General features: G+C 31.6%; 25 protein-coding genes and 1 riboswitch. Of the genes, 6 read left to right on the top strand and 19 right to left on the bottom strand.

Going from position 1 to position 23,891, the window contains the following annotated elements; all coding sequences use genetic code 11:
- The 14 genes from U0D62_RS13425 to U0D62_RS13360 form a co-directional block, all read right to left on the bottom strand.
- Window positions 1-177, bottom strand: a complete 177-nt coding sequence (locus U0D62_RS13425; RefSeq protein ID WP_322287819.1) for a hypothetical protein — start codon at window positions 175-177, stop codon at window positions 1-3.
- A gap of 350 nt (window positions 178-527) precedes the next feature.
- On the bottom strand, window positions 528-929 hold the full coding sequence (locus U0D62_RS13420) for an HIT family protein (protein ID WP_322287818.1): 402 nt from the start codon (window positions 927-929) through the stop codon (window positions 528-530).
- Between the two features lie 71 nt (window positions 930-1,000).
- Entirely contained in the window at window positions 1,001-1,939 is a 939-nt protein-coding gene (locus U0D62_RS13415) for a sirohydrochlorin chelatase (RefSeq protein ID WP_322287817.1), read from the bottom strand.
- Between the two features lie 28 nt (window positions 1,940-1,967).
- Window positions 1,968-2,690, bottom strand: coding sequence for a uroporphyrinogen-III C-methyltransferase (cobA, locus tag U0D62_RS13410; RefSeq protein ID WP_322287816.1), 723 nt, complete (start codon window positions 2,688-2,690; stop codon window positions 1,968-1,970).
- Between the two features lie 3 nt (window positions 2,691-2,693).
- Window positions 2,694-3,506 carry an NAD(P)-binding domain-containing protein gene (locus U0D62_RS13405; RefSeq protein ID WP_322287815.1) on the bottom strand — a complete coding sequence of 271 codons (813 nt, stop codon included), beginning with the start codon at window positions 3,504-3,506 and terminating at the stop codon, window positions 2,694-2,696.
- Complete coding sequence (locus U0D62_RS13400; RefSeq protein ID WP_322287814.1) at window positions 3,496-4,314, bottom strand: (2Fe-2S) ferredoxin domain-containing protein; 819 nt, start codon at window positions 4,312-4,314, stop codon at window positions 3,496-3,498. Before U0D62_RS13400 ends, U0D62_RS13405 begins: the two co-directional genes overlap by 11 nt.
- Before the next feature lie 2 nt (window positions 4,315-4,316).
- Window positions 4,317-6,578, bottom strand: a complete 2,262-nt coding sequence (locus tag U0D62_RS13395) for a TonB-dependent receptor (protein WP_322287813.1) — start codon at window positions 6,576-6,578, stop codon at window positions 4,317-4,319.
- 107 nt (window positions 6,579-6,685) lie between these two features.
- Window positions 6,686-6,874: riboswitch (cobalamin riboswitch) on the bottom strand.
- A gap of 12 nt (window positions 6,875-6,886) precedes the next feature.
- Window positions 6,887-7,411 carry an AAA family ATPase gene (locus U0D62_RS13390; RefSeq protein ID WP_322287812.1) on the bottom strand — a complete coding sequence of 175 codons (525 nt, stop codon included), beginning with the start codon at window positions 7,409-7,411 and terminating at the stop codon, window positions 6,887-6,889.
- Window positions 7,404-8,336: an adenosylcobinamide-phosphate synthase CbiB gene (gene cbiB / locus U0D62_RS13385; RefSeq protein ID WP_322287811.1), complete on the bottom strand. Its 933-nt coding sequence runs from the start codon at window positions 8,334-8,336 to the stop codon at window positions 7,404-7,406. Before cbiB ends, U0D62_RS13390 begins: the two co-directional genes overlap by 8 nt.
- The gene (locus tag U0D62_RS13380) at window positions 8,324-9,340 is read right to left on the bottom strand and encodes a pyridoxal phosphate-dependent aminotransferase (protein ID WP_322287810.1); all 1,017 of its coding nucleotides are present in this window, start codon (window positions 9,338-9,340) and stop codon (window positions 8,324-8,326) included. Before U0D62_RS13380 ends, cbiB begins: the two co-directional genes overlap by 13 nt.
- Window positions 9,340-10,809, bottom strand: coding sequence for a cobyric acid synthase (locus tag U0D62_RS13375; protein WP_322287809.1), 1,470 nt, complete (start codon window positions 10,807-10,809; stop codon window positions 9,340-9,342). The genes U0D62_RS13380 and U0D62_RS13375 overlap by 1 nt, the downstream gene beginning before the upstream one ends.
- A 180-nt stretch (window positions 10,810-10,989) precedes the next feature.
- Window positions 10,990-11,178, bottom strand: coding sequence for a hypothetical protein (locus U0D62_RS13370; protein WP_322287808.1), 189 nt, complete (start codon window positions 11,176-11,178; stop codon window positions 10,990-10,992).
- Window positions 11,147-11,422, bottom strand: a complete 276-nt coding sequence (locus tag U0D62_RS13365; RefSeq protein WP_322287807.1) for a hypothetical protein — start codon at window positions 11,420-11,422, stop codon at window positions 11,147-11,149. The genes U0D62_RS13370 and U0D62_RS13365 overlap by 32 nt, the downstream gene beginning before the upstream one ends.
- Window positions 11,423-11,438: 16 nt before the next feature.
- Window positions 11,439-12,329 (bottom strand): DUF6268 family outer membrane beta-barrel protein, encoded by an 891-nt coding sequence (locus tag U0D62_RS13360; protein ID WP_322287806.1) that lies wholly within the window; start codon window positions 12,327-12,329, stop codon window positions 11,439-11,441.
- A 303-nt stretch (window positions 12,330-12,632) separates the two neighbouring features.
- On the opposite strand from U0D62_RS13360, the gene U0D62_RS13355 reads away from it, so the two are divergent.
- Both U0D62_RS13355 and U0D62_RS13350 read left to right on the top strand, forming a co-directional pair.
- Window positions 12,633-13,766: a histidine kinase gene (locus U0D62_RS13355; protein WP_322287805.1), complete on the top strand. Its 1,134-nt coding sequence runs from the start codon at window positions 12,633-12,635 to the stop codon at window positions 13,764-13,766.
- A gap of 198 nt (window positions 13,767-13,964) precedes the next feature.
- Complete coding sequence (locus U0D62_RS13350; RefSeq protein WP_322287804.1) at window positions 13,965-14,525, top strand: hypothetical protein; 561 nt, start codon at window positions 13,965-13,967, stop codon at window positions 14,523-14,525.
- Between the two features lie 183 nt (window positions 14,526-14,708).
- On the opposite strand, the gene U0D62_RS13345 is transcribed toward U0D62_RS13350, so the two are convergent.
- On the bottom strand, window positions 14,709-16,799 hold the full coding sequence (locus U0D62_RS13345) for an acylase (protein WP_322287803.1): 2,091 nt from the start codon (window positions 16,797-16,799) through the stop codon (window positions 14,709-14,711).
- Between the two features lie 334 nt (window positions 16,800-17,133).
- Here U0D62_RS13345 and U0D62_RS13340 point away from each other — a divergent pair, with 334 nt between their 5' ends.
- From U0D62_RS13340 to U0D62_RS13330, 3 genes are all read left to right on the top strand, one after another.
- Window positions 17,134-19,038, top strand: coding sequence for a transthyretin-like family protein (locus U0D62_RS13340; protein ID WP_322287802.1), 1,905 nt, complete (start codon window positions 17,134-17,136; stop codon window positions 19,036-19,038).
- Window positions 19,039-19,258: 220 nt separating this feature from the next.
- The gene (locus U0D62_RS13335; RefSeq protein WP_322287801.1) at window positions 19,259-19,480 is read left to right on the top strand and encodes a hypothetical protein; all 222 of its coding nucleotides are present in this window, start codon (window positions 19,259-19,261) and stop codon (window positions 19,478-19,480) included.
- Between the two features lie 131 nt (window positions 19,481-19,611).
- On the top strand, window positions 19,612-20,739 hold the full coding sequence (locus U0D62_RS13330; protein WP_322287800.1) for a pentapeptide repeat-containing protein: 1,128 nt from the start codon (window positions 19,612-19,614) through the stop codon (window positions 20,737-20,739).
- Here the strand turns inward: U0D62_RS13330 and U0D62_RS13325 are convergent.
- A complete protein-coding gene (locus tag U0D62_RS13325; protein ID WP_322287799.1) occupies window positions 20,729-21,181 on the bottom strand; it encodes a hypothetical protein in 453 nt (150 codons plus the stop codon). The two genes, U0D62_RS13330 and U0D62_RS13325, sit on opposite strands and share 11 nt — an antisense overlap.
- A 20-nt stretch (window positions 21,182-21,201) precedes the next feature.
- Window positions 21,202-21,906 carry a methyltransferase domain-containing protein gene (locus U0D62_RS13320; protein WP_322287798.1) on the bottom strand — a complete coding sequence of 235 codons (705 nt, stop codon included), beginning with the start codon at window positions 21,904-21,906 and terminating at the stop codon, window positions 21,202-21,204.
- Between the two features lie 70 nt (window positions 21,907-21,976).
- Between U0D62_RS13320 and U0D62_RS13315 the strand changes: the two genes are divergently transcribed.
- A complete protein-coding gene (locus U0D62_RS13315) occupies window positions 21,977-22,552 on the top strand; it encodes a nitroreductase family protein (protein WP_322287797.1) in 576 nt (191 codons plus the stop codon).
- A 76-nt stretch (window positions 22,553-22,628) separates the two neighbouring features.
- Here U0D62_RS13315 and U0D62_RS13310 read toward each other — a convergent pair whose 3' ends face one another.
- Window positions 22,629-23,069 (bottom strand): hypothetical protein, encoded by a 441-nt coding sequence (locus U0D62_RS13310; protein ID WP_322287796.1) that lies wholly within the window; start codon window positions 23,067-23,069, stop codon window positions 22,629-22,631.
- A 52-nt stretch (window positions 23,070-23,121) separates the two neighbouring features.
- The gene (locus U0D62_RS13305) at window positions 23,122-23,883 is read right to left on the bottom strand and encodes a TIGR03915 family putative DNA repair protein (protein WP_322287795.1); all 762 of its coding nucleotides are present in this window, start codon (window positions 23,881-23,883) and stop codon (window positions 23,122-23,124) included.
- Window positions 23,884-23,891: the final 8 nt, after the last annotated feature.

Genomic DNA, 23,891 nt, shown 5'->3' with positions numbered 1-23,891 from the left:
TTATTTTTGATATTTATATCTTTTCGTTTTTAAAACTTTTATCGCTTTTGTGATTTCTGTAATTTTTGACAATTCAGAAATTCCTTTTCTAATATCCTTTTGCATAAGCTTCTGATTTATAACATTACGACTTAACTGCTTTTTTTGAGTTTCTAATAATTCTATAACATAATCCATTCTGATCTTTATTTTTTAGAAATATAAATTTATAAAAGTTAGTCTAAACTAACAAAATAAATTAGCTAAATGTAATTTATGAAATTTTAATACGAATAGACCTAACGTATGTGTTGAAAAACGGTTATTAAATACGTATAAATAAAGATTATGCTAAGATGATTACTTTAGATGACCACAGTTACTGAGATTAGGATTTTTGAAATTAGGTCAAGAGGTAATTAAACAGAATAGTGTATTGTAAACTTGTGCTACTTTATTGAAGAGTAAACAGAGGATAATGAATTTTGAAGTAATTCAGTTTTTCCTGTAGTGAATTATTATTTAAACTTAGAATTTTGGGCTTCTAATTATCCAATTTTCTCTAACATTTCGTCAAAATCCTTTACCCATTCTGGGTGAGTACTCCATTTAATATTTTGACCATCTCCTCTTCTTCTCGGAACAATGTGAAAATGTAAATGAAATACTTCTTGTTGCGCTTCTGCACCAGAATTACTAATGATTTGAATATTATTTAAACCTAATTTTTCTTCAAATAGTTTTGAGACTTTTTTTACCAGAGAGATAACTTCGTTTAGTTCTTTTTCCGGTATATCAAAAATATTGGTATAGTGTTTTTTGGGAATCACTAAGGTATGGTACCTGCTAGCTGGGTGAATATCTAAAAAGGCATATGCGTGTGATGTTTCATATACTTTCCAAGATTTTGCATCTCCTTTTATAATGCTACAAAATATACAATCGGTCATGATTTTATTTTATAACCAAGTTAATAAGTGGTCATCTGATAAAGATCTTACAATACAATTTACCTTAAAAATTATATCCCCAGTACTTTTTTAATCTTACTACTTAAAGAACTTTTAGTTTCACCTGGTTTTTCATCTTCTTCAAAAAGAATTCCTTTTACATTAAGATGATGTCCTACCTGTTCTTTACCATAATCTTGTTCAAACCCAATGACTTGTTTTCGGTATTTGCAGAGCTGACAATTCATGTTAGCCATCCCCGTTTTGGCTTCTTCTAATCGTTCATCAAAGGCTTTCATTAATAATTCATCAGTACCAAAGGGAGCAGTATATACATATTCCTGGTCAGAAGAAGCATTCATATCAGTTACGTGACCATAGATACGTTCTAACAAAACACCGGTAAAAAAGAAAAACGGAATTACTATAGTTCGTTTAAAACCAAGTTTTTCGATCATTTGAAGAGATTCATCTACTTTGGGATAAGCAGTACCGCTATATGCAGTAGTTGCAAATCCAAATCCCATACCTTCCCATAGCATACTGGTGAGTTTGCAAACATCACTATTTGCATCAGGATCAGTAGTTCCTCTACCTACAACTACTAGACAAATCTCTTTGCGATCCATAGGTGTTAGTGTAGTTTCGGTCTCTTCGATACGTTTTGCGGCAAGATCTAATAAAAAGGAATTGACACCAATGTGTTTTCCCATAACAATAGTTAGATCATCATGATATCCTTGTATGGTATTTAATTCATACGGAATATCATTTTTTGCGTGAGACCCAGCAAATAAAATTACTGGTAATGCATAAATTTTTCTGATTCCGTTGAGGTACATACGTTCTACAGCGGCTTCATAAGTTGGATGGTTGAATTCTAAAAAACCATAATCTACTTCGTAATCATTTTCATAACGCTCCTGAAGAATGGTTACTAATTTTTTAAATGAAGTAATGGCCGCTTTTCTTCGACTCCCATGTCCGCAAAGTAATATACCCTCTTTCACTCGTTTGTTTTTTAGAATTTTTTATTCATTACATAATGGGGTTTGCACCAATAATTAAAACAACCGGCATTTGTAATGTACTATTTTTTATTTGTTCTTCAATACTACCCAAAGTACCTGTAATAATTTCCTGATTAACTCTAGATACATTGGAGGCTGCATTTACAGGAATGGTATCATCTTTACATACCTGCAGTAATTTAGGGATAATTCTATTAAGGCTTTTAAGTCCCATATATATAGAGATAGTATTACCAGCTTTAAGCATATGAGCGATACCATTCAATTGCTCAAAAGAATAATCTGCGGTGTGAGCTGTACAAATGAGCATAGCATTTGATTTATTTCTTTCGGTAATAGGGATATTAAAGATATTTGCCGCGGCTAATGCTGCAGAAATCCCAGGAATAACTTCAAAAGCAACATTTTTTTCTGTAAGATATCTTGCTTCTTCGGCAGCTCTGCCATAAACATAAGGATCTCCAGATTTAAGACGCACTACTTTCTTACCTTCTTGATAATATTTGTGTAAGAGTTCATTGATTTTTTGTTGTCTCTCTAGTTGATTAGAAGTATCTCCATATTTGCGACCTACATATATCTTTTCTCCTTTTAAATTAATATCCAGAATAGTATCAGAAACCAAATTATCGTGAAGAATCACTTCAGCTTCTTGAATAAGTTTATGTGCTTTTACGGTTAATAAATCCGGATCTCCAGGGCCGGCACCTACAATTGTTACGGGGTACATAATTTAAATTAATTTAAGAGGATCAGGATGTAGATACGTATATTGTAACAGTGCTTTACTCTTTGCATTGGATATGATCTTATATTTTATCATTTCTTGTTTAGCAAAAATAGGTGGTGTTAAACCAATTTTACTTGCAGCAAGTGAATAAAATTCTTTACGTAAAGGATGATGATCTGCACAGCCATTTATAACTTCTCCCCACACATTTTTTTCAAGTACAGCGTTAATCAACCCAATACAATCATCTCGATGAATAACATTAATGGGGGCATCACCGTTTTGAACATTTTTTTTATTCGCAAGAAATCGACCCGGCAAACGATCATATCCTATAAGACCAGATAATCTTAGTATCGTTAAACGATCTCCAAGTCTTTTTTGTAATAGTTGTTCAACCGCTGCGACCGCTTTTCCGGATTCCTTCTCTGGTTGGATTTCAATAATTTCAGAGATTTCGTCATTTGTGTTTTGATATACCGAAGTAGAACTAATAAAAATAACCTTTTGCGTTTCTGAAATGTGAGAAAGTATACTTTGAATTTGTTGTTGGTATATTTCTATAATATTGGGAATACGTTTAGGTGGAAAATTGATGATGACTACTTCACTATCTAATAAAAAATCCGAATAAATTTCCTCAGTGGCTTCACCTAATTTTAGTAAGAAGGGAGTTATTTTCTGTTCTTGAAGTTTAAGAGTTTTACTTTCTGTAGTAGTAGAACCCTTAACCTGTATTCCTTTTGATATTAAATCAATAGCCAGAGGGAATCCTAACCATCCACAACCTAAAACACTTATATTTTTAATGTTCATCTTCAATTCTAATCTGATCTGGAGACATGGATAAATAAACCTTCAGAATATGTGCCCAAGTATTATGATCTTCTTCTTTTATCCAAAAGGTAACAAGATGTTTCCCTTTTTTATTTTTAAGACGTATTGCCTTGGTAAAGATAGTTCTTTTTTTTAGCCAGATCACTTCTGAAATACTTACTTTGCGATCAGCTATTTCTTCAGAAATATCTTTTGGAATTCCGGCGATGGTTAGTCTTAATTGAAGCTCCTGCCCCATAATAGTTATTTCATAATCATCAGAATAATCTACTTGATGCACTGTTTTTATTTCAATAACTTCATCATATTGTTGTACAGCAATAGATTTAGGTTCCTGAAAGAGATATTGAAATAATGGGTATAAATGTTGATCAGAAGCAAAAGCTCGTGCTACGAGAACATCACCGTGTTCTTCATCTACTTTGTTTTTAAAAACAGGAAGGGCAACTGTTTTTTCATTCTCAGTGAGTAATGAAGACCATCCTTCTTGATATAAAAGATAATCTTCTGCAGGTTGATCTAAAACTGTATGTGATTTTATAATAGTAACTGCTTTTTCAGGAGTTAAGTTTTTGTACCAAAAGTTACCGGGCTGTACAATCCAGGTAGGAGCATCCTCACATCGACCATTACATCTGGTTTTTATGGTATGGGTTTCATCCCAAAGTTCTTGATTTCGGAGATAGGCTCTTGCTTCACGTATCGCTATTTCACTTTTTGCTTTTCGACAAGATCCTCCATCACAAAACTGAAAGGTAGTTGATACTTTTGGTATGTTTTTTCCCATGTTTAAAAGAAATATGTTACACTTAATTTAGCTAAAAAAGGATTCCCTGGAGTAAAATGAAAATCATCAACGGGAGCGGGTTCGTTTTGAAGTTGTGAAGAATCATAAAACACGGCTTCTGTCCACTCTTGATCAAATATATTTTCTATCGATAATCCAATTTCATAAGAGGGTTGAGTATAATTAATTACTGCATCTATCAAAAAGTAATCTTCTGCTATAACAGATTCATCTTCTATTAGTGGTCGTTCTCCAAGAAATCTATATCTTAGAGATCCTTTAATCCCGTTTTTAAGTTTTAAAGTAGCACCTCCTGTTGAGGTAAATCTAGGAGCAGATGGTATTTTATTTGCTTCTTTCGGTTCATCTATCAGAGTTCCATAACTATAATTTAGATCTGTATCTAACCAGAAAAAGGATAATGGTTGATATCGAAAAGAAGCGTCACCTCCGATTCTTTCTGATCGTCCTTTGTTTTCAAACTCAAAACCATCAGAAACAAAGACGAACTCAGCATTACTTTTAAGATACCATGCGGCAATATTAGCGATAAATCGATTTCCTATTTTAAATTCTGTACCAAGATCATATCCAACTGCTTTGGGTAATGGATGTATGGATTTTTGATTTACAGCTGCCTGAGAATAATTAGAATGAAAACCAGAACTTGCCTTTGCATATAATTGTACTTTTTCAGTAAAATCGTAGAAAAGGCTTATTTTAGGACTAAGTCTAAAAGCATCAGTGTTACCCTTGTTAGGTACTGGTATTAGTTCTTCTAGTCTAAAAGTAAAATAATCACCTCTCAAACCTACTAAAGCAGAAAGTTTATTTGTCAGTTTTAACTGTTCTCTTATATATGCACTATAATTGGTTTCTTTAACTTTGAATATGTTGACTGTTTCCAAAATCTCTCTTCTGATACTATTGTTTAATCCAACCTTATTATCATTATATAATACACTTAGTCCAAAATCTGTTTTACTATTTAGATTTCCAATGTTAGTGTTTAAAGAAAGTTTTCCATTATAACCAAGCATATTGCGATTTTCGAACTGATGTATCATATCTCCATTTACTGGATCATTTTGAAAAAATGTGAAATTAGAATAGAGATTATAAATATTCGATAAGTAAAATACTTGATTTTTAAGGGTTACCTTATCGGATAAAAGAGACTCTAATTGGAAGTTTATATGAACACGTTCTGTATCTCCACCTTCAGTATCGTCAATAGCATCAAATCGATCAATAGCTCCTGATTGAACTGCTCGTAAAGGGATTTGCCCGGAAGCATTCCAGTTACTATGAAAAGTAGATACAGAAGTAGTCAAAGTATTTTGATCATTTATATCTAAGGTGTATTTGGAAAAAGTATTTAATCGCCTCAAGTTTTGCGGGCTGTCAAAAAAACTTTTGTTGTAGGTGCCTTCGATAGCTATATAGGCATTTTCATAATTTTTGGATAAAAAGTTTTTTTTGTCCAACAGCGTAACTATTCCTAATGCTCGTACAAAATCATACTGACCGTATTCAAGTTTGATTGAATTTTTATTAAGCCTTCCTTTTGTAGTATATGAAGCAGCACCAGAGACAGCAAAGTTTCCTATGGCCGCTTCGTGAGGACCTTTATAATAGTTTGCATCTCCTACAGTTTCTGGGATAAGGAAATGTAAGTCAGCATATCCTTGTCCATGTGCATGTGAACTTAAATTAACAGGTATATCATCTACAAATACGGCAAAATCAGTACCGTGATCATTATCAAAACCTCGTAAAAAAATTTGTTCTGCTTTTCCTCCTCCTGCGTGCTGAGCAATAAATAAACCTGGTACTGTTTTTAATAAATCCTGGGCACTATTTATAGGTCTTAGTTTTAAGGAGATTTTAGATACTTGATTTACACCGATTTCTTTCTTTTTGTCAGATTGTATAATTACTTCGGATAATTCTGTAGTAGAAATGGGAAGACCTACGTTTAAAGTTTGTTCATCATCTTTTAATGTAATTTTTTGAGTAATCGTAGAATATCCAATTGCAGAAAATTGAATATTATGTTGACCAGTGGGTAATGTTATTTGATATCGACCATCTATATCACTAATGGCTCCATTATTTTGCTCAGATATTTGAATTGAAACATCAGGAATATTATAACCAGTATTGGCATCTTTTATAATTCCTTTTAAAATAGTGTTGTTGGATTGTGAAAAGCCGGATAGCCCCATTAATACCAATACACCACAAAACATAATTTTTTTCATTAAAAAGTTAAGTTAAGTGGGAAAAGTTATAGAGATAAAAAGAATCGTTTCGTAGCTTTAAAAAAGATTCTAAGTTATATCTAACTCTTTACCCGAGAGTTATTATTAATAAATGATAAAATATGGCAGGTCTCCTGACTTTACACAATTACAATCACCTTCCCATAGGATTACTACAGTGGTATACCGATTGTAATTTTTAAGTATGTATTACAGTTGCGGGAACAGTTTTGGATTTTCACCAAATTCCCTTTTCATCTTTTATTTCTAAAAGAACCATAAATCGGGAGCGAAGATACTTTTTTTGTTTAAATAATAGATCTTATAAAATCTACACGTTTTGTTAAAGTTGCTTTGGGAAGTATTTCTATTTTAAAATTTAATTCTTCATAAACCTTGAGAAGCGACTTATGGATTTTTATTGCTTCATTATTGGATTGTGGTCGTTGCGGATCATTGACATAAATCTCTTTCCAGAAAGGAGCTAAAAAAACGGTAGAAGCGTAGTGTGTTTTGTATGGAAAACTCAATAAGTATTCGGGTATGAGAGAAGAATTTGCCTTTAAATAAGCAATGGTATCTGGTAATCCACGATCTACAAAAATATTTTGATTAATAGGAGTGTTTAACTCTTCCATCGTTTGATGATATACCAAATCCACAAAACCCATAAGATCTCCCCAAGGCGTTTTATCTGTTTTTTGTTTTTGCTGTTCGGTAATTATTTTTCGAGATATTTCATCGTGACAGTGAAAACCACTTTGTTTAAGTGCTCCAATTAGGCTTGTTTTTCCTGTTCCAGGAGCTCCTGTTATAATAATCCTTTTATGCATTATAAATACAATAATATATGATACTTATTAAGAGTACAAATGCAAATGCTACTTTTTGATTAATAGCAGCCACGGTTTTTATTTCCTGATCTTTTATTTGTCGGTCATTAGTTCCTATATATGGTTTGTCAACTAATTTACGATGATAATAATTAGGACCTCCAAATTTACAATCCAGAATGGCAGCCAGTGCAGCTTCTGGATATCCGGCATTGGGGCTAGAGTGTTGTTTGCCGTACTTTAATACAAAAGGGATTTTATGAATTTTTGCGGTAACTATTAACATTAGTAAAGCAGTTAATCTGGCGGGTACATAATTAACAACATCATCCAATTTAGCTGCAAACTTCCCAAAGTTAATATATCGTTCGTTCTTGTAACCGATCATAGAATCCAATGTGTTGATCATTTTATATCCCATGGCTCCAGGTATACCAAATAATGCATAGTAGAAAAGCGGGGCTATTACACCATCACTAAGATTTTCGGACATAGTTTCAAAAACTGCTGTTTTTATTTGTTGATCATTTAATTGATCTGTTTCTCGTCCTACAATCCAGGATAATCTTTTTCTACCTTGATCTAATCCTTGTTGCAATGCTGTAAAAACAGCTTTGCCTTCATCGATCAAACTTTTATTAGCTAGAGAATAGAATACAAATATAGATGTGAAACTATAATAGAGAAGAGGATATGATATTATAAGTTGTAGAGAACCATAGAAAAAAAGCACTACCATAGCTACTAAAACAAGAGTTAGCATCATCCCTTTCAGAAATGTATGAGGAGAAGTATTTAATTTTTTTTCGCCAAATGAAATGCTATTTCCGAATAACCGTATTGGATGAGGAAGCCACCTAGGATCTCCTAGAATCAAATCAAGCAGATATCCAACGAATAAAGGAATTATTATTAAGTACTCCATTCTTGTAACGCATTAACTAATAATTCATTTTTTTGAGGATCTTGACTCGCAATACGGATATAATGACCATCCAATCCTTTAAAATTTGAAGCATCTCTAATTAATAATTGATGATTGTATGCCAAATAATCTTTGAGTTTTGCCGCATCTGGTGTTTTTAATTTTACTAAAAAGTAATTTGTTTCAGAAGGAATTACGGTAAACTGATCTAGGGTATTAATTTTTTCTTGCAAAGCTTTGCAATATTTTAGAAGTATTGACATATCAGGAAGAGAGGTGTCATAATTATCAAAAATGTATTTTCCAGCCTCGATTGCCATCGTATTAACACTCCAAGGCATTTTGGATTGTTGAAGTCTTGCTTTGACCTTATTATTACATAAGATATAACCTAATCGTAATCCTGGTATAGAAAACAATTTGGTGAGAGATTTAACAATAATGAGATTATCAAATTCTTTTAATAAGGAAATACAAGAATTGATCTTAAAAGTAAAATCGATATAAGCTTCATCAATTACAAATATGGTATCAGAAAATTTAATCAATAATTCTCGTATTTCTGAAATCGAATTACTCAATCCGTCGGGATTGTTGGGGTTGCATATATATACTACATCTTCCTTAAAATTAGACTGTAGTAATTCTGAACGATTATAATGCTTAAGATGTACATTATTTTTTATACAAGCATCTTGATATTCAGAAAATGTAGGAATATTTATTGCCGCTTTTTTGCCATAAAACAAAGTTGCAATGATATAAAATGCCTCTGTTGCTCCGTTGGTTATTAGTACGTTGTCAGATTTTAATTGATGATGAGCGGCAATTTTTTCTGCTAATTCATCAGCATTAGGAGTTGGATAATTTGCTATAGAGGGTAGTTGCTCCTTAAGATAGTCTATTAAAGTGTTGGCAGTTCTTTCATACCAAACATTTGAACTAAAATTAGCCTTAAATTCTGTGTTGTAACGATATCCATCATCACCGTGTCCGTAAATCATTATGTATGTTGCATTTCAGAAATTATAGCTTCTATATCAATATGTTTTTCTAATAGATGAGCTAATTTGTCGTAGTTATCTTCTTTGTAAGTTTTATAATCAAAAGCATTTTCTTCTTTTCTTATAGAGAATTTTTTTAGTAAATCCTCTATTACTACAGGATTATCCAAAATACCGTGAATATAGGTTCCCCAACAATTTTCAGAGATATACCCTTCTGTATGTTGCCCAACTTGATTTAAAGGAACATTATTTTTGCAAGTTGTTTCTCCCATATGAATTTCATATCCCTTACATATTTCTGGATAACCTTTAAATCTAAAGTCACATTGGGTGGTTGTTTTTTCTGTTGTCAATTGTGTTGAAATTGGAAAGATCCCTAATCCGGGAATTGTCTTTACATCACTTTCTACACCTAAAGGATCTTCAATACGAGTTCCAAGCATTTGATATCCTCCGCAAATACCAATAACTGTTTTATCCGATTGATGTGCCTGAAGAATTACTTGAGCGATTCCTTTTTCTCGAAGAAATATTAAATCTTGAATGGTGTTTTTGCTCCCTGGAATAATAATAATATCAGCATTAGCAATATCTTCTGGATCATTTGAATAAAAAAGATGTACCCTGGAATCTTTTTCTAATACATTAAAATCAGTATAATTAGAGATATAAGGAAGTAATACTATAGCAATATTTACACTTCCATCCATAATAGTGGTATCATTCTTTTTTTGTAATCCTACAGAATCTTCTTCTTCAATATAAATATCCATAGCATACGGTACTATTCCTAAAACAGGAATTCCGGTAAGTTTTTCAAGAATATCTTTTCCTTCTTCAAATAAAGAAACATCACCTCTAAACTTGTTGATGATTATTCCCTTTATTAATTTTTTCTCCCAAGGCTCTAATAATGCTATAGATCCATATACACTAGCAAATACTCCACCTTTATCTATGTCAGCTACCAGATAGACATCAGCTTGAGCGGCCTCTGCCATTCGCATATTGACAATATCACGATGTTTTAAGTTGAGTTCGCTAATGCTTCCTGCTCCTTCTAAAACAATTGGGTTGTATTTTTCTTGTAATCTAAAAAATGCTGTTTTGGCTTCTTCAAATAAATGTGCTTTGTTATTTCCTAAAAAGTATTCTTTTATGGTTTGATCACCAATGGGCTTTCCGTGTAAAACTACTTGTGATTTGTTTGCTCCAGACGGTTTTAATAATATGGGATTCATATCGGTCGAGCAATCTATCTTACAGGCTTCTGCCTGTACTGCTTGTGCTCTACCTATTTCTAACCCATCAGGAGTTACAAAACTATTGAGCGACATGTTTTGAGCTTTAAAAGGTGCTGGAGAATATCCTTTGTGTTTTAAGAGTCTACATATGCCAGTAACCAGCATACTCTTGCCAACATCAGAACCTGTACCCACGAACATAAGAGGGCGTGATTTTTTCATTCTTAATTACTAGATGAATTGATCCCAAAATTAATTAAATAATTTGGTTTTAGAGAGTGAAGAACAACCGTCTTTTTAGAATATTATGAAGAGAATAAACTCTATATTAAAGGCTCCTACATTCAAGGAGCCTTTTCTTTTTTTTAAAAGTGTGGATATTATATGTCATTTACCGAATTATTATAATAAAGTACTATGTAAATCATTAATAGCTTCTGCTGTTGTATTTCCATAACCTTTAATGATTTCATATCCTTTTGCATCTCTTAGAATTGCAACATATTTACCATTAAGTTTTTTAAATTTTAAATGTTTAAGTTGACTTAAATAAACACTTTTATGATTTTCTATGGATTTGATTGAGTTCATAAATTTTTATTTTAGACCTATACATTTCTTCGAATAAAAAGTATTTATTATTTAGGTGTTCATTTAATCTTCTTGAGTTAGTATATAGATCATTGATTGCTTCAATGGCAGAATAACCATACCCTTTATTATATTCTTTTCCATTACAATCAGTTAATGTTACAATATATTGGTTATTGAATTTGTCAAGTTTTACATACTTGGAAGGTTCTGATTTTCTAAGTGTTGTATTTAGAGTATACATAGATTCTGATTTTAGATTATTTTTTCTTTTTGGCATCAAGTTTAAATCCTAACCCTAAAGAGATATTGAAGTTGTTTTCCATATCAAAACCAGAAATTTTATCACCTGATGTATCCGTGAATTCAAAAGTTCTGTTTACAGTATATCCAGTGTTGAGAGTGATGTTTATTGTATTTGATAATTTTTGTTTTAACTCTAACCCTGTAATGATTTCATTATAGTTTATACGCTCTACTTCTTCATTATTGAGGTTGAAATTTTCACTAATGTTGTAATTGAAACCTTCAAATTTGGCAAGAGCTTTTAATGAAGTTTTTGGTGAAATGTTATAGGTAAATGATGTTTCGGGGAAACCAATATTCATTTCTGTTTTTTCATTAAATTTTTTCCAATAATTTGCTATAGGAATTATCGGAACTCCAATTCCTGCATAGGGATTGTAGGCGACCCCAAAAGTTAATCGATTAACGGGTTTGGTGATGTAATTGAATAGTATAATTGCATTAGGATTAAAATCATCATAAGTTATGTCTGAAGTAAAATTAGAACTTAATTGAGGACGTAAGATTCCAACAAAACTCCATTTTCTATTCAGTACTTTAAAATAGGTAAGAGAAATACCGAAGTTGTAAAACTTATCTAAATCTTCCTCAAAGAGAACAGGAGTATTATAATCAATATTAGAATAGTTAGAAGTTACATCAACTCTAAATTGACCTCTACCATTTTTTAAAGGTTTGCTGTAGAGTTTTGCTGTAAAATCAAAATTGAAAATGTTAGCATCACTATCACCTTCTAAAGTATGTGACAATCTAGTTGATATGTCATCTTGTTGTTGTCCATAAGAGTAGATGCAATACATCAGGAGTAATAAGATTAAACTATTCTGTTTTTGTTGAATTTTCATATTTATTTTAAATTTTAATGTATTTGAAAATAAGAATCTTACTTCTTTATAATAGATTACTTTTTGTTTATATCTCATTGCTTTAAAGTAGCTATAGAGATAATTTTCTAGGTTTGCTGATTAATAATATCACTTCAAATCTGATACTTCTTTCTTAGTACCAAAAATTATTATATGTGAATTGATGTTTTTGCTAGTGAAGTGTCAAAAACGAACTTGAAGAGTGATTTAGTATCTACTATAGCTATTTTATCTAATCAGACTTTATTAAAAACAATTCAATCTCTTATATGACAATTAAGAATGCCTGTCAATGATTATTCTATACCAAGAATATACTTTTATGGCAAATTAGTATTGAATACTCTGATGATATTAAAAACCTATGCAAAAAAAAATATTCTGCGTTTTTTAATTATAAACGTTCTTTATTTTCTGGTTAGATTAACTGTTGATCATTCAAATAATGATACCATCATATTTAGTGCGATGGATCTATTTCATTATTTTACGGCCTTCTTTCTTTTGGTAATAACCTTAGAAACTAATGATTGGTTATTAAGAAAAGAAACTAAGCACAATGATCATAAACTATTAGGTGTAAACAATAGCCTGAAAATTATTGTTATAAACCTGGTAGGCCTTATTCCTATTGTTGCTTCATTATACTATATAGTTATTTTTAAGTTGAATTTCCTTATAGAAAATAGTGAAGATAATCTTTGGTTACTATTTAGATTAAACTTTTTCAAGGCAACACTACTGGGTTTAGTGGTTATTGTTTTTAATCTTTTTTACTGGTCTTTTAAACAGAAAAAAGATCTTGAAAACTCCTTGAATATTCTTGAAAAAGAAGCTACGATATCTCAATACAGGTTTTTGAAAAATCAAATCAATCCGCTTTTTTTATACAATAGTTTGCATACACTTACTACACTAATGTATAAAGATAGAGATCTGGCTTCTGATTTTGTATCCAGGTTAGCTATAACGTATCGATATATTTTGAATAATAAAGAAGAAAATTTAATCGAGTTAGAAGAAGAATTAAACTTCTTAAATTCTTATATATTCATGATCAATATAAACCAAGGACAAATACTAAATATAAATATATCTGTTTCTGTAAATCCTAAAGAGTATTTAGTTCCTGCATTAATTATGCAAATACTTATCGAAAATGTTTTGAAATATAGTATTTCTTCAAAAGAGAAACCCTTGGAGATTTATGTTGCTTCTAATGAAAAAAAACAATTGATCATTCAAAGCAAAATAAGTAGAGATAAGTGTGGAGAAGAATCTAAAGAAGAAATATTTAGGGATATTATCGAAAAATATTCTTTTTATACGTGTCAAAAGATTATGATTGAAAGAGAGAAGAAAAATTTTAAAGTTATTATTCCTTTATTATCAAAAAGAAATTTGAGAAAGAACTAAGATTTATAATTGATAATGGTGTTTTTGTGTTTGAATTAGATTGTAAACTAAGGGATTACCGTATTGTAACCGTGGATAACGTTTCAATTAACCGTAATTAAATTACCATTCACCGAAACAAAATTGCATTTCACCGACATGTCCAATGTAACTTTTTGATTATTAGATACATTTGAACTATAGATAAAAACAAAAGTTATGTGTTTCAAAAATATTTTTTTAGTTGGATTTTGCTTTATAATAGGAATTGTTTCTGGAAATGCTCAAGATTTTTTAGTAGACATACCAAGATCAGGACTTAAAAAAGGTATTTATAAAAACTTTGAGGAGTTTAAAAATAATAGCCCTTCTATAGAATTAGATTACAATGTGTTAAAAACAGAAAAGAAAACGGCGGGTATTTTTGCCAAAGAAATGACTGATTTTTATTACTTGGATATAAATAAGAAGAGTGCAAAAGAAATAGGAAGAGTGTTTGGTTTTTCTGATGGAAAAAATATCTATATAAACGAATTTAATCCTAAATTAAGATCTGATGTACTTTTTATGAAAATTGGCTTCATAGGAAACTATTGTATTTTTGAATATAAATCTTTTAATGAACCAAACTCACTGCTTTATAAAAATAAAGTGATAGACATGAAAACTGGAAAAATAAAAGCTGTTTCAAGACAAGTTTTAGAAGAAATAAGCTCTAATTCAAAAGAAACTCTAGCGTATAATGAATTACCAAAAATAATTTCTACTACTATTAAATAAAAAGTTTCATATAAAACGATAAGTAAAAAGTCTCTATACTATAGAGACTTTTTACTTATTTTTTGAAAAATTATATCAGAGCTACATTGACATTTTAAAGAAAATATAAAGATCACTTATTGAAATAGAGAAAAAGGTATCCATCTGAGTATTCATAATAACCTTTCCAATTACCTTCTAGATTCATTTCTTTTTTTCCTTAAATTTATTTTCTATTAGAATTTCGGTTCTTTTGGTATTAGCGTTTACATCTGCTTCAGTAAACCAGGCATCTCTCATTTCTTTTTTAGAGAATAACTCTAATTGGTCTCCATTGTGAGGAGAATCTTTCTGCGTAGCATTACCATAACTTAATAATACTTTGGCTTGTACTTGTTTGCCAAATTCAATTACTCCAACCCACGAGTCTCCGCCGCCTACATACATATGATCATCATCTGATCCTCCTGGCCAGGCTACTCTAAAAACACCTAAAGAACCATCGATGCCATTGGCAGGAAGATTTTTACCATTATAATTGATACGATAATAATCACCCCAAGGAACGTCTAACTTCCCAAATTTTGTTTCTATTTCTGAAGCTGCAACTTCCAAAAGTTCAACGGCTCTTTTGGGATCTGATAGTCCGTCTGGAGTAGTGTTAGGATGTGTAATATCCCAAGGTGTTTTGTAATTACCACTTCGCCATAATCCAAATTTTTGTGCCCAATTAAAAAATAATAACATACCCTTACTATTTGCATCTGCTTTTCTATCCCAATTTTCAAGTATCACTTTAGCCTTTTTTGCTTTATCTGAATTAGAATTGTCTACTGCTGCAAAGAGATCATCAAGAATACGATCTGCAAATTCTAATCGAGTAGAAAGTTTATATTCTATAAGTTCGTCAAAAGTAATAGATTGATCCTCAATCATCATACGAGTAGCACGTTGTGGTCTAAAATACATGTGTTTTGGAGCCATATAAGCTGGATACTCATCAGGGTTTAATGTCATGGGGATTGTACTTGTCCAAGGTGGGTCATTAGCATTTTGTAGCCACCCATTGACAGGATTTTTTACTTTTGGAAGATCTTCATATGGATGCATTTCTGTCCAGATATCTGATGCTTTTCCCCCTGGAATCACTCGATCCCAATATGCCCAATCTCCTGTACTTCGCTTAGGAACTAAACCATTAAAAAGATAAAAAATTTCACCTTGTTTATCTGCATACATCACATTCCAAAATGGGATTTGAGCCATTTTTAAAGCAGATTCAAATTCAGTAAAACTATTGCTGTTGATCATACGCCACCATTGCAAAAACATATTAGGGCGATCAGTTCCAACCATTCTAAGTGCTAGTATCTTTTCTTCAGTTTTGTTTACTACTGGTCCGTGAACAGTTTTCATTAATTGAAGCTCATGAGTTTTCAGATTTCCATCTTCTTGTTTTATTTTAATGGTTTTTGAGCTTTTTTCAAACTCTTTCCTTTCACCATCCAGAAGATACCCTCCATCTTCCAGAGTTAATTCATAAGTATCTGCATTATCGATTGTATTATCGGTATGACTCCAACCCAAGTTTTCGTTAAAACCAATGGCAATTCCAGGAAATCCAACTAGTGTTGTACCGTACATGTTTTTCTCATTGAAACGAAGATGGGATTCAAAAAATAAAAACTCCTTCCACCAAGGTAAATGCGGATTTTGAACCAGCATAGCACTTCCTGAAGCAGAACGTTGAGGAGCGATGGCATAAGTATTCGAACCCATATCTGGCCATTCCTGAATCCTGCCCAGATCGTTTCCTGCGATAAATCGAGTAAAAATAACATACATACTGTGCATATTGAGATCCTTGGTAGTTAAAGGCAATACTGTTTTGTATTTTTCTTCTATCGCTTCAGGATGTGACTCGGCATATGCATTCATTCCTTTTATAAAAGAGCTATATATAGTTTTGATTTCGGGATCTTGTTGGTTTTCCCATTCATTTGCTAACTCTTCAAAACCAAGAGTGTGAATTAGAATATCATTTGATAATTTTTCTTGCCCCCAATATTCTGCTCCTTTTCCTCTTGAACTTCCATAAAGATCTAAAATAAGATTGGCGTGATTATGCATTTGTGCCCATCCTTGAGCAAAAAACAGGTCTTCGAGAGTATTGGCTGTAATATGAGGAACACCCCAGGTATCCCAGGAAATTTCAGTCGTAGGTTTTTCGGTTTGAGCGCAGGAGATACTAAGAAAAGAAAGAATAAGGCAAGTGAGATATAGATGTCGTTTCATAGTTTTTTGTGTGAATTATGAACTTTTTAAAGAATATGTCTATTGTTTTGTAGGATTACGCAACATGTGATTTAACAACTAAGATACTAAATTTAGGTTTTCATAAAATTAAAAGATTTACAGATAATTTATTTATAGCCTAATGTTTACCTTTTGATAATTTATCCAACCAATAAATAAATAGTAATGTTTTTTATACAGTATATAGAATCTGTTTTTTCTGAAAATTTCAGAGAATTTTTTCCCTTATAGATTTCTTCTGTATTTCTCTCCCCAAAACCTGTTACTAGTTTTTGAACAATAAAAATTTTAAAAAACCTTAAAACCAAAAGTTATGAGTTTTATTTTAAAGGGCAATTTGGCTGGAGAATTATGTTCAGATTGCAAAGAATCATTAGTAGGTTCGATAATTCGTTTTTATCGTGTTGAAGATCTTGAAATTGGTTTGGCCAATGTTGCTGCCAATCCTAAATTAACGTTAGCAGTTTTGACTGAAGAGGCTGTTTCTGCAAAATCAAAATTATTAATGGCAGAAACTAAGATTGATGAAAATGGTAATTATGAGGTAGCTCTTGATGATTCGTATCAAAACTATGGTGGTCCATTAATGATTGATGTACTTACCAAGAGTGTGCCTAATCAGAAAGAAAAAGATAAAGAACCTGTACAATTTACTATTACTACAGTTCAACCTAAATGGAAAGAGTTTGAAAATGATTTTATTTTTGAATGGAGGTATTGTTTGCCTCAGCGATTTTGGTGTTTTATCCGTGGTTTATTTGATGCCTGGGTAATATGCGGTAGATTGTTGTCTTGTGAAGATCAAGAAACTCCTATTAGCGGAGTTATAGTGACTGCTTTTGATGCTGATTGGATTACAGATGATGAATTAGGTTCTGCAAATACTGATAGTAATGGATACTTTAGAATTGATTATACCAGTAGAGATTTTAAGCAGACATTTCTGTCTCCTTTAATTAATATAGAAACACCGTTTCCACCTTTTAATAGTGGACCTGATGTATATTTTAAAGTAGAGACTTCTGGAGGAGCAATTATTTATGAAGAAACCAGATCTGATGGTGAACAGGGTGGACGTAGTAATATAGGGCCTTGTTTCTGTATTACGATATGTGTGCCTTTTGAAGTTCCTCCAATTCCAGTAGCAAGTGCCTGGACTGGTATAGGAAATGCGTTTACGATACCTATCGGTGCAAGTTTAAATGATTTTGATGCTAGTGGTTATGCAGGAGGATTGAAATATGCGATTACAGGAAGTCCTCGCATGACTGGACAGGTAGCTTTAACTACCACTAATAAGGTATTACAAGGCAATCCAATAGAGTATCGTTTTAGAGTGAGTGATACAACAGGAGTTAATGGAGCGCCTGCTATAGCTGAATCTAATTTTACCAAAATAGTAGGAGCGGGGCCAGACAAAGATCTTTTTGCAAAAACCAAAATCGGTGAGATGATCTATTTTGGAACTCCTTTTAACCATGTAGAAATTTTTGCAGAACTAGAAGATCTTGATGACCAAGGATGGTTAGATGTTGGAACATCAGTTGTAAGAACTTTTACAGATGAGATAGGTTTAGATCCAAATGATTTGACCGACCCTACAGAAAGTGAGAAATGGCATTTTATAGATACAGATGGCCTTATGGCAATTAACACTTCAAAACTCACTGATAATACAATGCCAACGGTTTCTGACCCAGGAATACCAGTGCCTGTTGGAGATAGAAAAGATATTGAGAAAATTGCAATACGCTTTGAAGTGAGAGAGGTTATCAATAAGGCAACTAATAGTTTTAATTATTTGCCGGCAAGCGGACAAACATTGAATGCTATGATTGTAAATAACACAGCGGCGTTAATGCCATTTAATATTGTAGAATTGGTATCTAATGCTTGTGATACATTATCAGGAAACGTTAATGTTACATATACAGTGCATCACCCTCATCTTGAAGATGTGAGTATTAACGTAAGAAGTAACAGTAATACAATTAATACCAATCTTACAGGTACCAATTTGTCTTTGATTAACAATACAAACGATATTGGTTTGAATCACCTTAATGATGGATCTTTGTCTATTACCAGTGCTCCTAATAATATTAGTTTAATTACTTGCGCTTATATTGCCACATTAAGTGTGAAACGTAGATTACATACAGGGGATTCTGGGATTTCTCCCAAACATGATCAAAAAGCATTTTATTATAATGCCTAAAATATAGATACAGCCTGATTATAAAAGCTCTGAGATTTATTTCTTGGAGCTTTTTAAAATATTTGAAAGTTAGGGTTTTGTATTTCAGCTCCTAAAAACGATAAAGTCTGTTTTTTGTCGGGAATAATGGGTTTAATTAAATCTTGTTTTCACTTTTAATGAATCGGTATTTTAACTTTAGTAGATATTCTGCAAAGAGTAACTTACAAAAGTATACGCTATGAATAATAAATTAGAAGTTTCTGATATAAAACTGATTATACGTAACCTGATTACTTTTATTGTTTTAGATGGAAAAGAATATGTAAGTGATCAAAGAAAACAAGAATATGTCGCAGCATATATACATCTTTTGGTAAAAACAATGAACCTTGTTGATAATAAAGAAGAATCTGCTATTATCGAAGATATCGCAAATGATATTGATACTTATCTAGAATAAAAACACCTGTTTATTTAATCATTATTATATGTGTTTTTGAGGCTTTTTATTTTTAATAAAAGGTCTTTGTGTTTTATAAGTAATAATAACTTTTATATCTTGAACGTTTAAATATCCAAACCCATACTATAGTGAACGAGCAAGATTATATTGAACGGTTAAAAAGAGAAAATGAAATTCTTCAGGATAAACTGGATCAAATTAATAAAGCTAAGGAGCGGAAAAGAAAATTTAAATGGTGGTTGTTTAGAAAATCAAGCACACCTATTTTTGGAAACCGCCTTAAAAGAAGTATTAGCAATGCGATCAATGAGTATAAAGAATACAAAACCGTTTCTGTTGATACCGTTTCTGACGTTTCTTCGAGTATAGTCTGGAGGATCACCCGTATTGGATTATTTGCTTTTCTATTTGCAATTTTGCCTTCGATGGTTTTAATTTTTCAAACAATGTTACTGAAAAACCAAAATGAATTGGTTGATAATCAAAGTGATTTGGTTGAATCACAACGTAGATCATCATTGGTTTTTGTAATGGATAATGTGTTAGGTGATCTTAATGATGAATTGAAGTATAAAGGAGTTAATTCTGCTAACAATATTAGTAATACTTTAGAAGCTCGAATTGTAAGTCTTTCAAGGGCAATGAAACCTTATAAATACAAAGAAGGGAATAAGCTTATAGAAAAAGAAATTAGTCCTGAAAGAGGACAATTACTCTATAGTTTAGTAAAAAGTGATTTGGGAGAACAATCTTTAAGTGATATTTTCCGTACAGGAGATTTTGAATACAGTGATCTTAAAGATGCTTATCTTGGAGAGAAGTTTTTTTTAAGATATATAAAATTAAATCATTCAAATCTCTCAAGAGCTCATATGCCCAAAGCAGATTTATCTAATAGTGAGCTTATAGATGCAGAGATGGATAATGTAAACCTCTCAGAGGCTATATTAAAACGAGCCAGTTTAAAAAGAGCGAATCTTAAAAAATCTGAATTAGCAGGAGCTGATCTTACCTACGCCAATTTATTTGAGGCCGACTTAACTGGAGCAGATTTATCCGAAGCAAAATTATGGGGAACAAAACTAAATGAAGCAGATCTTACAGATGTAATTCTCGATAATGCAATTGTACATAGAGAAGATTGGATAGCCTATGTATCGGATTCATTAGACTTGGATGGGTCTAGTAGTATTGAACGTAGATATAGATTAAAAAAACAAAGTAAACAGCAGTTTATTATAGTTCCTAGGAACTAATAGTTTTTACCTTCTGTTTCCTGAAAATTATATTATGAACTTTCTCTATCAACCAATTCCCTAAAGGAAAGTAAAGCGCAAAGAACAATGCCATTCCTAAACTAAAGTTTTGGGGACTAAATGCTTGATCCAATATGTTGTTAGGGTAGGCATAAGAAGATTGTAACCAATACCCTAAAAACTCTAGAATCCCCATAGCTACAAGGCCATATGCATATTGATTAAAAAAATTGTATTCCTTAAGAATTATAGAAATAGGAACCATATATAAAATATAACAAGAAATGATTTGCCACCAATAAGTAAACTTTGCAATTTCAAGCGTTGAACCTACTTGATTCATTCCTAATCCCCAAAGGAAATAAATAATAATGTATGTTAATAATAAGGTTTTTGGTGTAGTGATTAATTTATCAAGATTCTTAGCTAAAATATCTTTCATTTACTTTGTTTTTTTACAACTCAGACGTTAATATGAGTAATGGTACGAAACCAACTTTTTTTATGAATTTTAAATGTTTTTATTTTACTATTTTGTAATATATTCTCAAATTCTTCTATTGTAAAAGCTCTTTGTATAGCTACCAAACCATCTTGTCGGGCAATAGAAGAGAGGGGTAATAAATAACCAAATATTTTAAATAAATTATAAGCAGCTTTACTTCTATATAAATCACTAAAAATTGCATGTTTTACTTTGTTAGCGTCTAATTTACATAAGAAGCGAATTAAATTCTGGTTTTCGAAATGATAAATAAAATGACTGCTAATAATAAGATCACAATCAGGAATTTCAAATTCTGGATTCAAAATATCATCGACAATGTAATTTACAGTTTCTATTCTCTTGTTGTTCTTTTCTGCATATACTATGCTTTCAGGATTACCGTCAATACCGGTAAATCTAGCCTGGATACCATTTTTCTTAAGTTTTGAAGAAATAGTATGAATACAATCACCACCACCGCACCCTAAATCTACAATATGAAAGGATTTTTGTGGAGATTGGCTAAGGCAGTACCGCAAAACTGCATCTCCCAGATATGCGTGATTGCCAAATAAAGTATTGATAAGCTGTAAACTACCTAAAGTTTTATGCAACCTAGTGCCTGATAAAGCTGGATTGTCAAGTTGCTCACGTCTTTGTAATCTGATTAGAGGATTCAAGAAACTAGATTAAGTGGTAAGTAATGTTTGTCTCAATTTTAATGATAACTTTACATTTAAAAGTAAAAATATGAATAAAATAGATATTAGTGATATCATAAAAAATCGAAGATCTGTTTTTCCTGGACAATATAATGACAAACCTATTTCAAAAGAATTTATTACAAAACTACTTGAGAATGCAAATTGGGCACCAACGCATAAATTAACAGAACCCTGGAGATTTAAAGTTGTAACAGGTGATACCAAAGACCAATTAGGGACTTTCTTATCAAATACATATACAGATATTACTCCGGATGAAAAATTCTCTCCATTTAAATATAAAAAAATTATCAATAATTGTAAATCTGCCGCAGCTATAATTGCAATTTGTATGCAACGAGATATAAATGAATGTATCCCAGAATGGGAAGAAATTGCATCAACAGCAATGGCCGTGCAAAATATGTGGTTAACCTGCTCAGCAAATGAAGTAGGATGTTATTGGAGTAGTCCGAAGTTAATCAATTATGTAGATGATTTTTTTGAACTCAATGAAGGTGAGAAATGTTTAGGCTTTTTTTATATCGGAAATTATGATAAAGATGAAGAACTAAAGTCAAAGCGTAAACCGATAGAGGAAAAGGTAACATGGTTAGATTAAAAAATAAAAGCCATCCGAATGGATGGCTTTATTGATCTTTTATAAGATCTAATAATTTTACAGTGCAATACGAATACTATTGCTGTGTCATTTTAGTAGCTAGCTCTTGAAGTCTTTTAGACGTTGAAGTCATATATTCAGTCCACTTTTGAGCATCTTCACCAGTTAATTTTCCAGAAATTTCCTGAGCTTTTGTAGCTAATTCTTGACCTTTTTGACCAAGAGAAGCAAAAGCAGTCATATCCTTACTTTCTACGATTTTTTCGTATTCAGAGATATACTTTTCGTATGTATCTACATACTCTTGAACAGCAGTATCACTAAAATTAGGTACACCTTCTGTTACTTCTTCAACTTTTTCTGCAACTTCTTCTTTTACCTCTTCTGCTTTTTCTGCAACTTCTTCAGCTACTTCTTTAGCTTCTTCTTTTACTTCTTCAGCTTTGTCTGAAGCTTGTTTACAAGAAATCACTGTTAAAAACATTAGAGCAAGAGCTCCTAAAAAAAACTTTTTCATAATTGATAGATTAGTTAATGGGTTATACTAACGCCAAATTTAACATTTTATTTCATATTGACCTTTTTTCTACCAAGTATTTCCAGTATCGCTTAGGTAAATGCTGAAGATGCAGTTTTGTGTTTTTTCTGGATTTTATATTTACACTGGAATAATAGGTGTTCCAGAGCGTTTGATAATCCGATTCTTGGGGTGAATATAAGAGCGAATTAACAGTTTTTAATTTTTCTAAGGTTATGATTTCTACCGTATTTAGATCATAATAGATTCCATAATTACGTTTGGTATCGTAAATCACCCATTTTTGATCCGCATATCGGTCTTTAAAATGATGAAGGATTAAAGGTAAAACATTAAAATCAGGAGAAACCGTTGCCACATAGATGTTTTCTTTGATTAAATGAAATCTTACAAAGGCTTCCATTCTATGCTTTTCTCTACCTACCATTTTAGCAACTTGGCTTATTTTTAGAATATCTTTATTGCTATAATCTATATCTTTTTTTGAAGGATGGTCAAATATATTTTGCATGTAAGAGAGCAAGGTGTTTTCTACACCTTTAATTTCACTTAAAAAAGCTTTGAAAAAATCTTTTTGTTGTGAGCGGGTTGTTTTATCAGAAAACCTTTTCCATACTCGTTGAGCTTTTAAACTATCTGGGATTATTTTTTCTGTAACGGAGAATAATTGATTGTTATTCTCGGTCTCTTTATAAATTATTGGGAGTCTAATTTTTTCTTCATAAACAGTAAATACAGCACACAAGAATCCATCAAAACTTCCATCATATAATAAAATAGTTTGCGGATCCATAGTAATAA

The sequence above is a fragment of the Aquimarina callyspongiae genome (assembly GCF_034322225.1).
GTDB lineage: Bacteria > Bacteroidota > Bacteroidia > Flavobacteriales > Flavobacteriaceae > Aquimarina.
Note: the sequence above shows the minus strand (reverse complement) of the source record. Positions and strands in the feature narration are given on the sequence as shown.

Excerpts from the sequence above, each read along its gene's own strand:
- U0D62_RS13425 (WP_322287819.1), bottom strand. The coding sequence starts at position 177 with ATGGATTATGTTATAGAATTATTAGAAACTCAAAAAAAGCAGTTAAGT.
- U0D62_RS13420 (WP_322287818.1), bottom strand. The coding sequence starts at position 929 with ATGACCGATTGTATATTTTGTAGCATTATAAAAGGAGATGCAAAATCT.
- cobA (WP_322287816.1), bottom strand. The coding sequence starts at position 2,690 with ATGTACCCCGTAACAATTGTAGGTGCCGGCCCTGGAGATCCGGATTTA.
- U0D62_RS13405 (WP_322287815.1), bottom strand. The coding sequence starts at position 3,506 with ATGAACATTAAAAATATAAGTGTTTTAGGTTGTGGATGGTTAGGATTC.
- U0D62_RS13400 (WP_322287814.1), bottom strand. The coding sequence starts at position 4,314 with ATGGGAAAAAACATACCAAAAGTATCAACTACCTTTCAGTTTTGTGAT.
- U0D62_RS13395 (WP_322287813.1), bottom strand. The coding sequence starts at position 6,578 with ATGAAAAAAATTATGTTTTGTGGTGTATTGGTATTAATGGGGCTATCC.
- U0D62_RS13390 (WP_322287812.1), bottom strand. The coding sequence starts at position 7,411 with ATGCATAAAAGGATTATTATAACAGGAGCTCCTGGAACAGGAAAAACA.
- cbiB (WP_322287811.1), bottom strand. The coding sequence starts at position 8,336 with ATGGAGTACTTAATAATAATTCCTTTATTCGTTGGATATCTGCTTGAT.
- U0D62_RS13380 (WP_322287810.1), bottom strand. The coding sequence starts at position 9,340 with ATGATTTACGGACACGGTGATGATGGATATCGTTACAACACAGAATTT.
- U0D62_RS13375 (WP_322287809.1), bottom strand. The coding sequence starts at position 10,809 with ATGAAAAAATCACGCCCTCTTATGTTCGTGGGTACAGGTTCTGATGTT.
- U0D62_RS13370 (WP_322287808.1), bottom strand. The coding sequence starts at position 11,178 with ATGAACTCAATCAAATCCATAGAAAATCATAAAAGTGTTTATTTAAGT.
- U0D62_RS13365 (WP_322287807.1), bottom strand. The coding sequence starts at position 11,422 with ATGTATACTCTAAATACAACACTTAGAAAATCAGAACCTTCCAAGTAT.
- U0D62_RS13360 (WP_322287806.1), bottom strand. The coding sequence starts at position 12,329 with ATGAAAATTCAACAAAAACAGAATAGTTTAATCTTATTACTCCTGATG.
- U0D62_RS13355 (WP_322287805.1), top strand. The coding sequence starts at position 12,633 with ATGCCTGTCAATGATTATTCTATACCAAGAATATACTTTTATGGCAAA.
- U0D62_RS13350 (WP_322287804.1), top strand. The coding sequence starts at position 13,965 with ATGTGTTTCAAAAATATTTTTTTAGTTGGATTTTGCTTTATAATAGGA.
- U0D62_RS13345 (WP_322287803.1), bottom strand. The coding sequence starts at position 16,799 with ATGAAACGACATCTATATCTCACTTGCCTTATTCTTTCTTTTCTTAGT.
- U0D62_RS13340 (WP_322287802.1), top strand. The coding sequence starts at position 17,134 with ATGAGTTTTATTTTAAAGGGCAATTTGGCTGGAGAATTATGTTCAGAT.
- U0D62_RS13335 (WP_322287801.1), top strand. The coding sequence starts at position 19,259 with ATGAATAATAAATTAGAAGTTTCTGATATAAAACTGATTATACGTAAC.
- U0D62_RS13325 (WP_322287799.1), bottom strand. The coding sequence starts at position 21,181 with ATGAAAGATATTTTAGCTAAGAATCTTGATAAATTAATCACTACACCA.
- U0D62_RS13315 (WP_322287797.1), top strand. The coding sequence starts at position 21,977 with ATGAATAAAATAGATATTAGTGATATCATAAAAAATCGAAGATCTGTT.
- U0D62_RS13310 (WP_322287796.1), bottom strand. The coding sequence starts at position 23,069 with ATGAAAAAGTTTTTTTTAGGAGCTCTTGCTCTAATGTTTTTAACAGTG.
- U0D62_RS13305 (WP_322287795.1), bottom strand. The coding sequence starts at position 23,883 with ATGGATCCGCAAACTATTTTATTATATGATGGAAGTTTTGATGGATTC.